We start from the raw sequence: 12,407 nt of genomic DNA on the forward strand, positions 1-12,407 counted from the left end.
AAGCTGGTTAAGCCGGGTTCTGCATGACCAAGCGGCTAGTAGAGCCGCCCGCGATCACGAGTCCGGCGATGAGCAGCAGCAGGTAGGTGCGGGAGTCGCCCCACTCAAAGCCCTTGTCCTGCGCTGCGGCAGACTTGATCTTGAAGTTGCCAGATCCGTCCTGGTAGCCCTGCGACTCGCCGCCTGTCAGCGATGCTGCGTCTGCGTTCTTGCCTGCCGCGCCAGCACCAGTAGATCCGGATTTAGATCCGCCGGAGGTGCCCGCGGCGCCAGAGCCACCGCCTGTGACGGCAGCGCAATCTGCGCTGCCTCCTAGGTCTGCACTGATGGAGAGCGGATCCAGCTGTGTGCCTGGCTCATAGAAACCAGCAAAAGCCTCGGAGCCGGTCTCGCTCAGGGCCACGCTCGCCTCACCTTGTAGGGAGTTTTCTCCCACGTCGAGGGAGCTGAAGCTGAGATCACCGATTACGGTTCGGCCAAAGTCCTTCTTTTCGCCTTCCATGTTGGAAGAGCTGACGTCACCAATCAGCTGCCCGGAGTTGCCGTTGAAGGTGACCGCGAGATTGGAGATATTAAGATCGAGTTTGCCGTGGTGACCGCTAAAGTGCATCGAGCCGGAGTACTGAATGCTGCCTGCGTTCCCGTTTACAGCGCCGGAGTTGCCGTTAAAGGTGAAGCGCTCATTTTCGTAACCCACTGCGTTAAGGTCCCAGCGGCCCTGCGCAATCGAGCCAGTGATGTAGGACTGGAAGGACTTCTTTACACCCCATGCAGCGCTAGCTTGGGTAACGCCAGTGGCCTCGCACTTCTCGTCCCCGTTGCCAGCGCTTCCTGCAGCCGCAGCTCCTGCAGCCTGCGTTCCCGTTTCGGCCTTGGTTCCTGCGGACTGGCTTCCGTTTCCGGAAGCTGTAGACGCACCCGTACTCTTGGTGTCACCACCTTTTTGCGCTGCGCTGTGCGATGCCCCGTTGGAGCCGCCTGCCGCAGTACCACCGGAATTACCAGCGGAATCGCCATAAAAGGACTTGAGCTGGCTCAAGAATTTCTCGGTGTTACCCATGAACGTGGTGATGCCATTCATGGTGTCGTTAGTCTCGGACAGGATTGCCATGGCCTCTTTGTTGAAGCCGGTAAATTTACCAGTGATCGACGTTGGGACATCGCCGGTGCCTTTGCCTGCCGCGCAACTACCATCAAGGCCCACGGTTCCCGAGGAAGGATCCAAGGCTTCGCCGGGCTCGTAGAAGCCGGTGAAGAGGCGATTTCCGCCCTGCGTCAAAGTGGTGGAGCCGGTGAGGTTGACCGAGCCGCTCTCGGGTTTGACCGGATTCTGCAGGTCAATAATCGCAATGACTTCATTGTCACCCCGGATTTCCTGGCCTCGGGCCATGGCGGATCTATCGAGCTCGTAAGAGACGTAGTCCACCGAGATCTCTGCGCGGTTTCCCGAGGCGTGGACTTGGAAGTCGGACAAGTTCATGTCAAGGACGCCGTTGTGCCCCTTGAAACTGAGGTTTCCGTTGAAGGGGATCACCACCGAGTCCCCTTCCACACTGGCCTTTGTCGGCGTGAAGGTAAACGCACCCTGACCGCGTTCATCACCTGTGAAACCAATGCCATTTGCGCCCCACGAACCATGTGCAATGTTGCCTTTGATGTAGTTGCGGAATGATTGCTTAATTCCCCAGTTCCAGGTGCAGTTTTCTGCCGCATGGGCTGTTTGGGGTGTCAGCGCAGCGGCCGGACCTGCAACCAAGAACGCGGAGGCAAGGCATGCAAGAAGGGTTCTTTTCATGAGAGTGAGTCACCTTAACGAAGAGATTTAGATAGGCTAGGCTTACTTAATGCATGTTATACTTACCTAACTTAAAAGGCAGGCGTCAACCGTGTACCCCTCTTTGACCACAGAAAACACCCCCTCCGTGGACGCTTTCCGCAACATTTACCCCGATGTAGATCCAGCAGTCGGCCTACCGCTCACGGTAGGCGAACGCATCGCCATCGCCGTGGCCGTAGCCACTCTCGTATTCGGCGGAGCAACCGGGAACCTCATCGTTGGGGCCGCTGGGCTCGCATTTGTCCTTTTCTGCGCCGTGGCTCAAACGCACAAACCGCAGCGCCGCATCCGCGCGGAAGCACGCGGGCGCTTCCCCAACCTCAATTGGTATGAAAACACCACCGTGGCATCCGGCTACGTCATCCCCTCCCTGTGGTTGTTGATCATCGCGGGCACGCTGGCGGCGTGGTGGTTCACGCCGGTCAAGTACTTACTTCACGTAGGTGTACTCAGTGCACTCGTTGCGGCACTCATCATTTGGTTTATGCCGGGACTGAACCCTATATGGACAGCTCGTCGAGCAGCTCGTCAAAAGCCGGACCAACCTGCGTCCGCCACAGCGTATCCACACGATTATCCCCACGCCCCGGACCACCGTTAATCACGGATACCCGCTTACCCGCTTTCTTGGCGTCGAGCACAAAACGGAAACCGCTCATCACGGCCAGCGAGGAGCCCACCACCAGCAGGGAGCGCGATCCAGCCAGAATCTCATAGGCCGCATCCTTCTTCGCGGCCGGAACCGGTTCCCCAAAGTAGACCACGTCCGGCTTGAGGAGCAGTGAGCCGCACACAACGCAGGGCGGCATCACAAACTCATCGACGGCCTCCTGCGAAAGCGCCACGTCACCGTCCGGGTTGACCTGGTCCTCGCTGACCCCCCAGCGCGCTAAGAAGCCCGGGTTGAGGGTCTCCGCGCGGACATCGAAAAGCTCGCGCTCTTCCACGTTCCCGCAGTTCAGGCAAACCACGTGCTTCATGTCACCGTGCAAGGCAACGACATTTTTCTGCCCCGCCTCCTTGTGGAGGCCATCGACGTTCTGCGTGACAAGCCCACTGAGCAGCCCGGCGCGCTCGAGCTCCACCAAGGCGTAGTGCGTGCGATTCGGGCGCGCAGTATCCATCACGCGCCAGCCCACAAAGGCACGCGCCCAGTAGCGGTGCGAGGCCGCGGGATCGTGCCGAAACTCCTGGTAAGTCATGGGTCGATGCCTGCTCAACGAACCTTTCGGGCCGCGATAATCCGGCACGCCCGACTCCGTGGACACCCCCGCCCCCGTGAGCACCATGACGCCACCTGCACGCAGTTGCTTGGCGACGTCGCTAAGCGCAAGCCCTGGCTGCGTCGGTTCCGCGGTCTCCGTGACGACGCGCTCAATAGAACGCAACGCGGACTTGTGGGCTAATTCAAAGGCGGGATCCATGCCTCCAATTTAGGACAACTCGGGCCAAGCTAGGGAAGGGTCTCCACGTAGAGCCAATCCGAATCCAACTCTCCGTGGCGCGAACACTTCGTGCTCCATCCGTCCGGGCGGACCTGCGCCACCATGCGGCGGCCACAGATCTGGCAAAAACGCGGCACGTCCAAGCCGGCGGCCGCCGCTGGATGCAGGTGCGCGTCTTTAAACGGCTCGCCGGTATTCGGATGGAAGATTGGCTCCTCCCCTGCCAATACGGCAGCAGCCAACTCATCCATTACAGAGCCTTGATCGGCAGATCGATGCGGCCCAGCATGTCGACGTCCTTTTCAATCTGACGGCCAAGCGTGGTCAGGTAGTTGCCCGCAATGATCGCGTTGATGCCGCCGAGCAGACCCTTCTCCGTGCCGTCGTCGCCAAGCGAAAGCTCGCGGCCGCCTGCAAAGCGCAAGGTCACAGCCGGCATCGCCAAGCGGAAAGCGGCAACGGCGCGCAGCGCTTCACCCAGCGGAACCAGCGGGTAATCCGCAAATGGGGTGCCAGGGCGCGGATCGAGGAAGTTCATTGGGACCTCGCAAGGCTCGATCTGCGCGAGCTGGTACGCGAACTCGGCGCGATCCTCCAAGGACTCACCCATACCGATGATGCCGCCGGAGCATACTTCCATGCCCACCGCGCGCACGTTCTCCAGGGTCTCCTTGCGTTCATCCCAGGTATGCGTAGTCACCACGTTGGGGAAAAAGGAACGGGAGGTCTCCAAGTTGTGGTTATAGCGCTGGGCACCCATGTCCTTCAGGCGCTGCGCCTGTTCGCGGGTCAGCGTGCCAAGGGAACAAGAAATCTCGATATCGACTTCATCCAAAATCGCTGGGATTGCCTCCGCGACCTGGGAAAGCAAGTTCTCATCCGGCGACTTTACAGCGGCAACGATGCAAAACTCCGTCGCACCAGTCTTGGCGGTCTTCTTGGCGGCCTCCACCAACTCCGGAATGTTCAGGCGGGCCGCACGCACCGGGGATTCAAAAAGACCGGACTGTGAGCAGAAATGACAATCCTCCGGGCAACCGCCGGTCTTAATCGAGATGATTCCCTCCACGGAAACATCCGGGCCACACCACTTCAGGCGAGTCTGGTGCGCAATGTCTGCGATTTCCTCGAGCTGCTCATCCGGAACCTGCAGCACTTCCAGCAATTCTTCTTGGCTGAGACCAATTCCCTGGCCTAGGGCTTTATCACGGGCGATATCGATAATGCTCATGGAGAGCAGCGTACTTGAACGTCGTTCAATTTTTGTTAAAAGAACCGAAATTTCACCCGGCGACTACCCTTAAACGCATGACGCTTTACGACGACACCCTGGAACTACTGCAAGAACTCATCCGCAATGCCTGCGTCAATGACCTCACGCCGGACTCCGGCAACGAGGTGCGCAACGCCGACACCTTGGAGAAGTTCTTCGCGGGCACCGACGTCTCCATCGCGCGTTATGAATCCCACCCCTCGCGCGTAAGCATCGTTGTCACCGTCCCAGGCGATCCAGAAAAAGAGCCGCTTACCCTCATGGGACACACGGATGTGGTTCCCGTTGACGAGCCGAAGTGGACCAAGCCGCCTTTCGACGCCCTCATTGAAGACGGCAAGCTCTACGGCCGCGGCGCCGTCGACATGCTCTTTATTACCGCCTCCATGGCGGCGGTCACCCGCAAGATTGCCCAGGAGGGCAACCCGGGCGGCACCCTTGCATTCGTAGGCATGGCCGACGAAGAAGCCCGCGGCGGGCTCGGCGTGAAGTTCATGTCGGAGCAGCACCCGGATGCGTTTTCGTGGAAGAACTGCCTGTCCGAGACCGGCGGCAGCCACCTACCCGACGCGGTGGGCTTTAATGTGGGCGAAAAGGGCGCCGGCCAGCGCCGCATCCACGTGCATGGCGACGCCGGCCACGGATCCACGCCCTATGGCAAGGACTTTGCAATTTTGAAGATCGGCGAGGTCGCACGCCGCATCGCCGCTGCTGAACCGCCCGTTGCTTCGAATGAGATCTGGGAGGGATTCGTCAAGACCTTCAAGTTCGATCCAGAAACAGAGGCGGCACTAATTGCAGGTACCGGCGATTACTCGAAGTTCGGCGATCTTGCCGCCTACGCTCACGCGTTTAGCCACACCACCATCGCCGAGACCGTCCTACGTGCTGGCGGCGCAATCAACGTGCTGCCTTCCCACGCCTACCTGGAGATGGATATCCGCCCCTTCCCAGGCCAGACCCAGGATGAGCTCGATGACTTTCTGCGCGAGGCACTAGGAGATCTTGCTGACGAGGTAGAAATCGAGCACCTGATTACGGAAGACGCCACGCAATCTTCCACCGATACGAAGCTCTGGCACGCGATTGAGGCAACCTCCAAAGAGTTCTTCCCCGATAAAGATGTGGTTCCAGTCCATGCCACGGGTGGTTCCGATCTGCGTTTCGCGCGCCGTATGGGCGGCAACGCCTATGGCTTTGCCATGCATGCCGAAGCCCGCGATATGGCGAGCGCCAACTCCCAGCTACACAGCCACGACGAGCACCTTTATCTCGAGGATTTGGAGCTTACAGTGCGCGCTTATGACTCACTTGTAACGCGGTTCCTTTCTTCCGAAAAGTAGGTCACTACCTGGGAAAAGTCGGCGTCGTCAAGCCGTGTCCGGGGCATGTTTTAAAGTGTTATTCGTAAGTTAGTTCGAAACACTTTAACGGTGAGGAACCTCTTGCTATGAAAGTGCCCTACCACTCTCACACCAACCCCGAAGACGAAATAGCCCAAGCCGCCGCACAAATCCGGCATGCAGAGCTGCGCTTCTGGCGCGAGCATCTGCCGGAGTTCGATAACGATATTGAGCTCGCGGTGCAGAGAATGTTTTCTGCCACCGGCGTTAGCCCTACGCGCATATCCAAAATTTTCATGGCTTTAGATCGTCTCGAATCCATGCCAGAACTACATGCTCTCCAAGAGCGCTATCTCCACCTAGATTTAGATCGGCTTATCGCCATCAACGAGTCCTTAGACAAGCTTGGGGAGCCGCTTGCCGGCGCCCTCGCCCGCATCGACGCAGGCATCACCAAGTACCTCACGCCAAAGCGTGCGAACCAAGTCCCGCCCACGCAAGCAAATATCAAGCGCAAACTCAATGAGCTCATTAGCGCCGAAGATGACACGATTGCCCTGCAAGATACGCGCCGCCATGGTCGATACAGCACCGACCCATTCTCCGTAACGCTGGAAGCAGATCCAGAAACCATCGCGAGCGTCGACCAGGCGGTACGCGCCTTCGCCGAGGCCGAGCAGATTCCACTCGCTCAGGCCATGACGCGCCTCATCCTCGGCGAGGCCAAGCCAAAGGTTATCCTGCACACCTACCAAGCAACTGACATCCCCGGCGCGCCAACCTTCATCCAAGGCCACGGTTGGTCCCGTACTCCCGTGTCCCCTTCGGAGGTCCACGAGGTCGACCCATACGCCGAGAGCAAGAACTACATCACTCCGGCGAACATCCGAAAGTATGTTGAGGGCCGCGACGGCACCTGCCGCTACCCGGGCTGCAACCATCCGGCCTATAAATGCCAAACGGACCATCGCGTCAATTTCGCCGACGGTGGCCCAACAACCCCCGCAAACCTTGCTTGCTTGTGCCAACACCACCACAACATCAAGACGGATGGCACAGCCTTCTACATCATGGACCCATACACCGGGGATATCTTCTGGCTCTTCGAAGATGGGACGTGGAAAGCCACCGAGCCCACCGGCCCCATCGCGGAGAAGAACTGGACGCAGACTTTCGCGCAGGCCATCGCAAGTAGGCGCCGCCGTGCCCACGAGCAGGCCGCTGCTTTAAAGGAGGAGATAAAGAGCTAGTCACAACCATGCCTCGCACACTGCTTTGATTGCTGCCGCGGGACCTATCTTTAGCCTGCTCAGCGGTATCATCTGCTCGCTGCTACAACCGAGACGCCTGGTGTGGATCTGGTTCAGCTTTGCTTCCATCATGGAAGGCGTGTGTTATTTCGTCATCACGCCCGCTGGCGCTGGTGACACAGCAACGGTTGTGGATGCACTCGGTTGGCCCGCATGGGTGCAATTAGTCATGTGCGCGGTGGGTGTGGCAGGCATGTTCGCCACCGCTTGGCACTTTGCGCCGTACATCAAGCGCTTCGCCGGGGATGACCGCAAAGCCCAGTGGGCAATGGCATTCTGGCCGTGGCTCATTGGCGCCGCAGCGATGTGTGCTCTGCAGCTACTTTATGTTGCTGTCAGTAACGTATCGCTGAGTATCGGCGAAAAATCCTCGTCGGCATTTCCGACTTCGGCGTGCTCACCTTCGCCCCGATGGGTTTCATCTTCCGCGGCCGGTGGAGCGAGGTTGAACAAGAACCGCTGCGAACAAACCTCATTGGCGGAATCATCGTGCTTGTTGCCTTGATTTCAGTGAATATCTGGATCTCTACTTAAAACAAAAATTCCATTTATAATTTTTGCATGAAAAAGATCTCTTTCATTCTTATCGCCGCACTTCTTTCTGGTTGCTCCCAGCAAGAACCCGCAGCACCAAAGCCGCCAGTTTCCGCCCACGATCACATTCTCGCTGCAGAAGATGCGCCAGAAGGATACGAGTATTCAAACATCAACGAGCTAATGAGCACCGAAGACCAAGCTCTCACCGAGGACCTCGTCTCCAGCGACTCCGAAAAGACCACGACCCCCGAGCAATGCGCACCGCTTGCCACCTCAGCGATGGATTTCATCGCCAAGATTTACAAGAATCCGGATACATTCTCCGCCGCCGATTTCAGCGCCGGGGACGTAAATGCCACGGTCTCTCTCAGCACGAACCCAGAGACGCTCCCCTTCCCCGCTGACCTCGCGGAGTGCGCTTCCTTTTCCAATGACGTCAGCAGAATCGTCAGCGATTACTCCACTACACCGCTCGACATGCAAATCGAAGGCGCCGAAAACCTGCAGGCCGCAAAGGTAACCATCGAAAGCGCCGGAAATCCACTAGTCGGCGAGCCCGGGGAGAGCGAATTCGTGGCGCACGCGCTTGTCGACGGCGCCGTCGTCAGCGTCAGCTCGCACGATGAGCAAGCACTCCGCCAGCTCATGGAAAAGCAAGTAAATAAGGTGGCAAACCGCTAAGACAACGGCGGGAATTCATCCAAGGAAAAAACGGATTCCACCGACACTCCAAAATACTGCGCAATACGCAAAGCAAGATGCAACGACGGTGCAGACTCGCCGCGCTCTAGGTACCCAATCGTCTGATAGTGAATGCCTAGGGCCTCGGCGAGTTCACGCCGGCTGATTCGCCGGTCAGTACGCATCACAGCGATGCGGTTGTGAACTATGTCTTCAGTCATTTCTAAATTCCGATTTGGGCCCGAGTCTTGGATTGGATATTGGCGAGGGAGCCAAAAGTCTCCTTGCGGAAGCTATAGCGTAGCAAGGCAATAACAACTATAAATCCAACGATGATCCAAGTAAGAAGAACCCCCACAGCTAGCACAGGGGTGAATTCTCCGCCGTACTCCCACTGCGCAGGATTATCCGAGATCCACCGCGATAGGTGTCCGGACCAGTAGAAGGGCAGGATGAGCTGCGGAATCTGTATCCAGCGAGGAACGTCAGCCAAGGAGATAAAGCTGCCGCTGGTAGAAAACAGCGCTATGACGATGGCATAACCGACAAGCTGTGAATATGTCCCACGCATGAACGCACCGAGCACCAGCCCCAAAGGTGCTGCGGCTAGATTCGAGAGCAAAGCGATGCCCAGCATGGGAACAATACGACCCCATGAAATTTCTAGGTTCGGCAAGATAAAAAGTGCGGCAAAGAGCAGTACTGCCTGCATGATGAATACGACGCTTACACAAGAGATTGTCTTGCCGATTGCCCACACCCACGAGCCATTAGGCAACATTCGCGCGCGCACTAAGGCGCCGCCTAATCTGTCGCTATAGAACTCGGCAGCAATCTGCATTATCACGAACGTCGAAAAGCTGCCGACCAAACCAGCGAGAATTACCGACGAAGTCGAAGTTTGCTCAATCATCTCCTGCGAGCTTTGGCGAACCATCACCACGATAAACAGAACGGGCGCGAACACCATGAACGCTCCGACGCCTACAAGCTGCGGCCGAATGTCACTTGCCGCCTGGCGGAGGGCTGCTTTGAAGATTTTCATTACTGTTCCCCATTCTTTTTCACGATGGAAAGGTAGGCATCCTCTAGCGTCGGACGCGTCACGGTTAATTCAGAGATGGAACTAAGAGGAAGGCTCTGCAGAAATTTCTCTGGCGTTTCCGTGGCATGAACGTTGCGCACCCCATCTGCAACCCACGAGACCTCCGCAGTTCCCAAATGTGCTGAGCGCAGCTGCATAGGGCTGCCGTTTGCTAAGACTTTTCCCTCACCCAAGATGATGATTCTGCTGGCGAGCTTTTCAGCTTCAGCGAGATCGTGGGTGGTCATAAGGACCGTGGTAGAACGATCCACGTGGTCCATAATCACGTCGTGCATTTGTGTCTTCGAGACCGGATCGAGCCCCGTCGTCGGCTCATCTAGGAGTAACAACTCAGGCCCACCGATGAGCGCTGCCGCAAAATCTAGGCGACGCCGCTCGCCACCGGACAGGCTCGAAATCTTCTGATTTTCCTTATCCCCTAAAGACACCAACTCAAGCGCCTGCTCAACCCCCATTGCTGCCGGTGAGTGGGTTTCATGGATGCCACCAACCCATGCCAACTGGTCTTTAACGCGCCACTTGGGGTGGTCGGACCAATTCTGCTGAACCAAACCCACACGAGACCAGAACCCGGCCTTTACCCTGCGAGGGTCCTGCCCGAAAACACGAACCCTGCCGGCAGTTGGAGTCAACGTGCCCACAATGTTTTCCAGCAGCGTGGTCTTTCCCACACCGTTTGGGCCAAGCAAGCACACCACCTCGCCGGGGTCAACATGCAAGTCCACTCCGCCCAGAGCTTTCTTCGCACCATAGGAGAAAGCCAGGCCGTCGATTTCAATTACTCGAGTCATTACACTCCCTTCGGTTCAATCCTCACTAAAGAAGATAGCACATGTACTACATATTGGAAGGGGGTTACTTCATGTCCTGATAAGCTCGTCTCCATGCCAACACAAGAAATTCACGTAAGCGCTGTCATTTTCCACAACTCAGAAGGCCATGTCCTTTGCGTGCGAAAGAAAAACACCACCGCGTTTCAGTTTCCGGGTGGTAAGCCAGACCCCGACGAAACGCCCCTCCAAGCTGCAGTGCGCGAGGTAGGAGAGGAAATTGGCGTCACGCTTGATGGTGCCCTACTTAGCCCACGCGGCACCTTCCGCGCAGCCGCCGCCAACGAGGAAAATCATGAGGTCATTGCAGATGTCTTCAGCTATCCATCCCCTGTCATCCCAAACATTGCAGCGGAGATTGCCGAGTACGCATGGGTAGATTTGGCCGAACCTCACGTTGAACTCGCACCGCTTCTGAAAACCCCTGCACTACGCGAGAAGCATTGTTAGATTGCGGTCATGAGCAGCACAGAGCGATATGTTGAAGATGCTGTCCTTGGCCGAGTAAACCTTCCACTTACTGCACTTTCATGGCACAATGGCCTGCATGAGCAAAGTACGTAAGTCCGCACTGTTGACTGCAGCCACCGCAATCACCGTTTCCCTTGCCACCCCAGCCGCCTCCGCCGACATGGTGGATGACTACCTCGCGAAGGTTCCTGCGGGCCAGATCTCCTGCGATCAGGCAAGCCGCTATTACACCAACGCTTCCGACTACAACTCCAAGAAGTCCCAGGCGCTCGCCGCTGCTAATTTCCACCCGCGTGGTGGCAAAATCCGCGATGCCATCGCGCGCGCGGATGAGGCGATCGCGCGTTGTGGTCTAAATGGTGGCGCTCCGGCTCCAAAACCAGCCCCAGCTCCAGCTCCAAAACCAGCACCTGCCCCAAAACCAGCACCTGCCCCAGCAAACGTGATTTCGGTTGGTGTGGTTCCGGGCCAGCCTACGGTTGATGTGCCGGTTGGCCCGCAGGTCTTCCGTATTCCGGACATCAACAAAATCATCCAGGATCTCTTCTCCCAGGCACAGTCCCAGGTTTCGCAGCTTTCTTCCTTCTAGGAGGGCAGAAAGTACTCGTCCGCGTGCAGGCGAACCACTCGCGGCAGGTAGCGCATTTGTTTGCCACGACGTCGACAAGCGAGTGCCCCATGAATCATTAGCGGGTAAGACCCCACATAACCTGATCGAGCGCGCAAGAATCGTGCGGCAGATCTGGATGCGCTGCTGGGGCCTCACAGACGTCGCCCAAGCTGACGTTTTCAACGTCGGCGCCTGGTACCGCAGTAAGCTTCGAGGTTTCGTTCGGCGTGACGGTGGTATCCGCCGGGCTATAGATCGAGGTGTACTTAACCCCCGGCGCGGTATCGGGCAGTTTGTTCATTTTCTCAATAAAGTCCGAGCCCTGCAGCTGCTGAATGCCGGCCGTAGTGCCCAAGAAGGCAGCCAGCTTCGGCATAACCTTGGCAATATCACTCAACGCAGGTCCCATACCGCTCAGCGTAGTGCCGTGATAGTTGCCACCGATTGCGACAACACGGGAGACCTCCTCTGGGGAACCGTAGAGCTGCGTGAAAGTCTTGGTGTGCAGCCCGCCCTGGGAATGGCCCACGAGGTTGACCTTGTCAGAGCCAGTAGCGGACCGAACATACTCGATTTGCTCTGCAATCTCGCGAGCAGAAGCATCAAGATCCCCAATCGCCTTCATGGCCGGGATTGCATTCTGCAACGTGACATCGTCCGCGCCGTAGTCGAATGCCCACACGCACATGTTTTGCTCCTGCAGCCGCGGAATCAGATCCGTCCAGGCCGAGGAATTATCGCTGGTGCCATGAATGAGAACCACTGGCTCAACATCAGAAACGCAGCTCGGATCGTTGATGCCATAGCTCTCTGGCACTGAGGTCTCAAAAGTGGCAGCTTGAGCAGGTGCGATGGACACGGTAGCGGCTAGAAAAGAAGCCGTGAGGAAGGTGGTAATTCGACGCATGCCCCACAGAATAGACCCTGCTCACGGATTTTATTCAAGATAGGGTAGCCGGGTGTGT

The 12,407-nt window shown here is 57.5% G+C and carries 15 protein-coding genes; 7 read left to right on the plus strand and 8 right to left on the minus strand.

Annotated elements, in window-relative coordinates; all coding sequences use genetic code 11:
* Positions 1–7: 7 nt before the first annotated feature.
* Positions 8–1,795 carry an HtaA domain-containing protein gene (locus tag HMPREF3169_RS03650; protein ID WP_070455709.1) on the minus strand — a complete coding sequence of 596 codons (1,788 nt, stop codon included), beginning with the start codon at positions 1,793–1,795 and terminating at the stop codon, positions 8–10.
* 91 nt (positions 1,796–1,886) lie between these two features.
* Here HMPREF3169_RS03650 and HMPREF3169_RS12910 point away from each other — a divergent pair, with 91 nt between their 5' ends.
* Positions 1,887–2,438 carry a hypothetical protein gene (locus HMPREF3169_RS12910; protein WP_141740995.1) on the plus strand — a complete coding sequence of 184 codons (552 nt, stop codon included), beginning with the start codon at positions 1,887–1,889 and terminating at the stop codon, positions 2,436–2,438.
* Here the strand turns inward: HMPREF3169_RS12910 and HMPREF3169_RS03655 are convergent.
* Genes HMPREF3169_RS03655 through bioB form a run of 3 tightly spaced genes read right to left on the minus strand, consistent with a single transcriptional unit; the run spans position 2,338 to position 4,513 of the window.
* Positions 2,338–3,261, minus strand: a complete 924-nt coding sequence (locus tag HMPREF3169_RS03655; RefSeq protein WP_070455711.1) for a Sir2 family NAD-dependent protein deacetylase — start codon at positions 3,259–3,261, stop codon at positions 2,338–2,340. The genes HMPREF3169_RS12910 and HMPREF3169_RS03655 overlap by 101 nt on opposite strands.
* Before the next feature lie 29 nt (positions 3,262–3,290).
* On the minus strand, positions 3,291–3,533 hold the full coding sequence (locus HMPREF3169_RS03660) for a biotin synthase auxiliary protein BsaP (RefSeq protein WP_061919918.1): 243 nt from the start codon (positions 3,531–3,533) through the stop codon (positions 3,291–3,293).
* The gene (bioB, locus tag HMPREF3169_RS03665; protein ID WP_070455713.1) at positions 3,533–4,513 is read right to left on the minus strand and encodes a biotin synthase BioB; all 981 of its coding nucleotides are present in this window, start codon (positions 4,511–4,513) and stop codon (positions 3,533–3,535) included. Before bioB ends, HMPREF3169_RS03660 begins: the two co-directional genes overlap by 1 nt.
* A 77-nt stretch (positions 4,514–4,590) precedes the next feature.
* Here bioB and HMPREF3169_RS03670 point away from each other — a divergent pair, with 77 nt between their 5' ends.
* The 4 genes from HMPREF3169_RS03670 to HMPREF3169_RS03685 all read left to right on the plus strand — a co-directional run bounded on the left by HMPREF3169_RS03670 (position 4,591) and on the right by HMPREF3169_RS03685 (position 8,426).
* On the plus strand, positions 4,591–5,898 hold the full coding sequence (locus HMPREF3169_RS03670) for a M20/M25/M40 family metallo-hydrolase (RefSeq protein ID WP_062036344.1): 1,308 nt from the start codon (positions 4,591–4,593) through the stop codon (positions 5,896–5,898).
* Positions 5,899–6,005: 107 nt separating this feature from the next.
* Positions 6,006–7,148, plus strand: a complete 1,143-nt coding sequence (locus HMPREF3169_RS03675; RefSeq protein WP_070455714.1) for an HNH endonuclease signature motif containing protein — start codon at positions 6,006–6,008, stop codon at positions 7,146–7,148.
* 25 nt (positions 7,149–7,173) lie between these two features.
* Entirely contained in the window at positions 7,174–7,713 is a 540-nt protein-coding gene (locus tag HMPREF3169_RS03680; protein WP_070455716.1) for a hypothetical protein, read from the plus strand.
* Between the two features lie 56 nt (positions 7,714–7,769).
* Positions 7,770–8,426, plus strand: a complete 657-nt coding sequence (locus tag HMPREF3169_RS03685) for a YdgH/BhsA/McbA family protein (protein ID WP_070455717.1) — start codon at positions 7,770–7,772, stop codon at positions 8,424–8,426.
* On the opposite strand, the gene HMPREF3169_RS03690 is transcribed toward HMPREF3169_RS03685, so the two are convergent.
* Genes HMPREF3169_RS03690 through HMPREF3169_RS03700 form a run of 3 tightly spaced genes read right to left on the minus strand, consistent with a single transcriptional unit; the run spans position 8,423 to position 10,322 of the window.
* Positions 8,423–8,647: a helix-turn-helix transcriptional regulator gene (locus tag HMPREF3169_RS03690; RefSeq protein ID WP_049062476.1), complete on the minus strand. Its 225-nt coding sequence runs from the start codon at positions 8,645–8,647 to the stop codon at positions 8,423–8,425. The two genes, HMPREF3169_RS03685 and HMPREF3169_RS03690, sit on opposite strands and share 4 nt — an antisense overlap.
* A 2-nt stretch (positions 8,648–8,649) precedes the next feature.
* Positions 8,650–9,471, minus strand: a complete 822-nt coding sequence (locus tag HMPREF3169_RS03695) for an ABC transporter permease (RefSeq protein ID WP_062036348.1) — start codon at positions 9,469–9,471, stop codon at positions 8,650–8,652.
* Positions 9,471–10,322 carry an ABC transporter ATP-binding protein gene (locus HMPREF3169_RS03700; RefSeq protein ID WP_070455719.1) on the minus strand — a complete coding sequence of 284 codons (852 nt, stop codon included), beginning with the start codon at positions 10,320–10,322 and terminating at the stop codon, positions 9,471–9,473. Before HMPREF3169_RS03700 ends, HMPREF3169_RS03695 begins: the two co-directional genes overlap by 1 nt.
* Before the next feature lie 93 nt (positions 10,323–10,415).
* Between HMPREF3169_RS03700 and HMPREF3169_RS03705 the strand changes: the two genes are divergently transcribed.
* Together HMPREF3169_RS03705 and HMPREF3169_RS03710 are read left to right on the plus strand one after the other, a co-directional pair.
* Positions 10,416–10,811, plus strand: coding sequence for an NUDIX hydrolase (locus HMPREF3169_RS03705; RefSeq protein WP_049151471.1), 396 nt, complete (start codon positions 10,416–10,418; stop codon positions 10,809–10,811).
* Positions 10,812–10,908: 97 nt separating this feature from the next.
* Complete coding sequence (locus HMPREF3169_RS03710; RefSeq protein WP_083286050.1) at positions 10,909–11,421, plus strand: hypothetical protein; 513 nt, start codon at positions 10,909–10,911, stop codon at positions 11,419–11,421.
* A gap of 97 nt (positions 11,422–11,518) precedes the next feature.
* On the opposite strand, the gene HMPREF3169_RS03715 is transcribed toward HMPREF3169_RS03710, so the two are convergent.
* Positions 11,519–12,349: an alpha/beta hydrolase gene (locus tag HMPREF3169_RS03715; RefSeq protein ID WP_061925679.1), complete on the minus strand. Its 831-nt coding sequence runs from the start codon at positions 12,347–12,349 to the stop codon at positions 11,519–11,521.
* Positions 12,350–12,407 lie beyond the last annotated feature (58 nt).

The organism is Corynebacterium sp. HMSC08C04 (assembly GCF_001807495.1).
GTDB classification, from domain to species: domain Bacteria; phylum Actinomycetota; class Actinomycetes; order Mycobacteriales; family Mycobacteriaceae; genus Corynebacterium; species Corynebacterium simulans.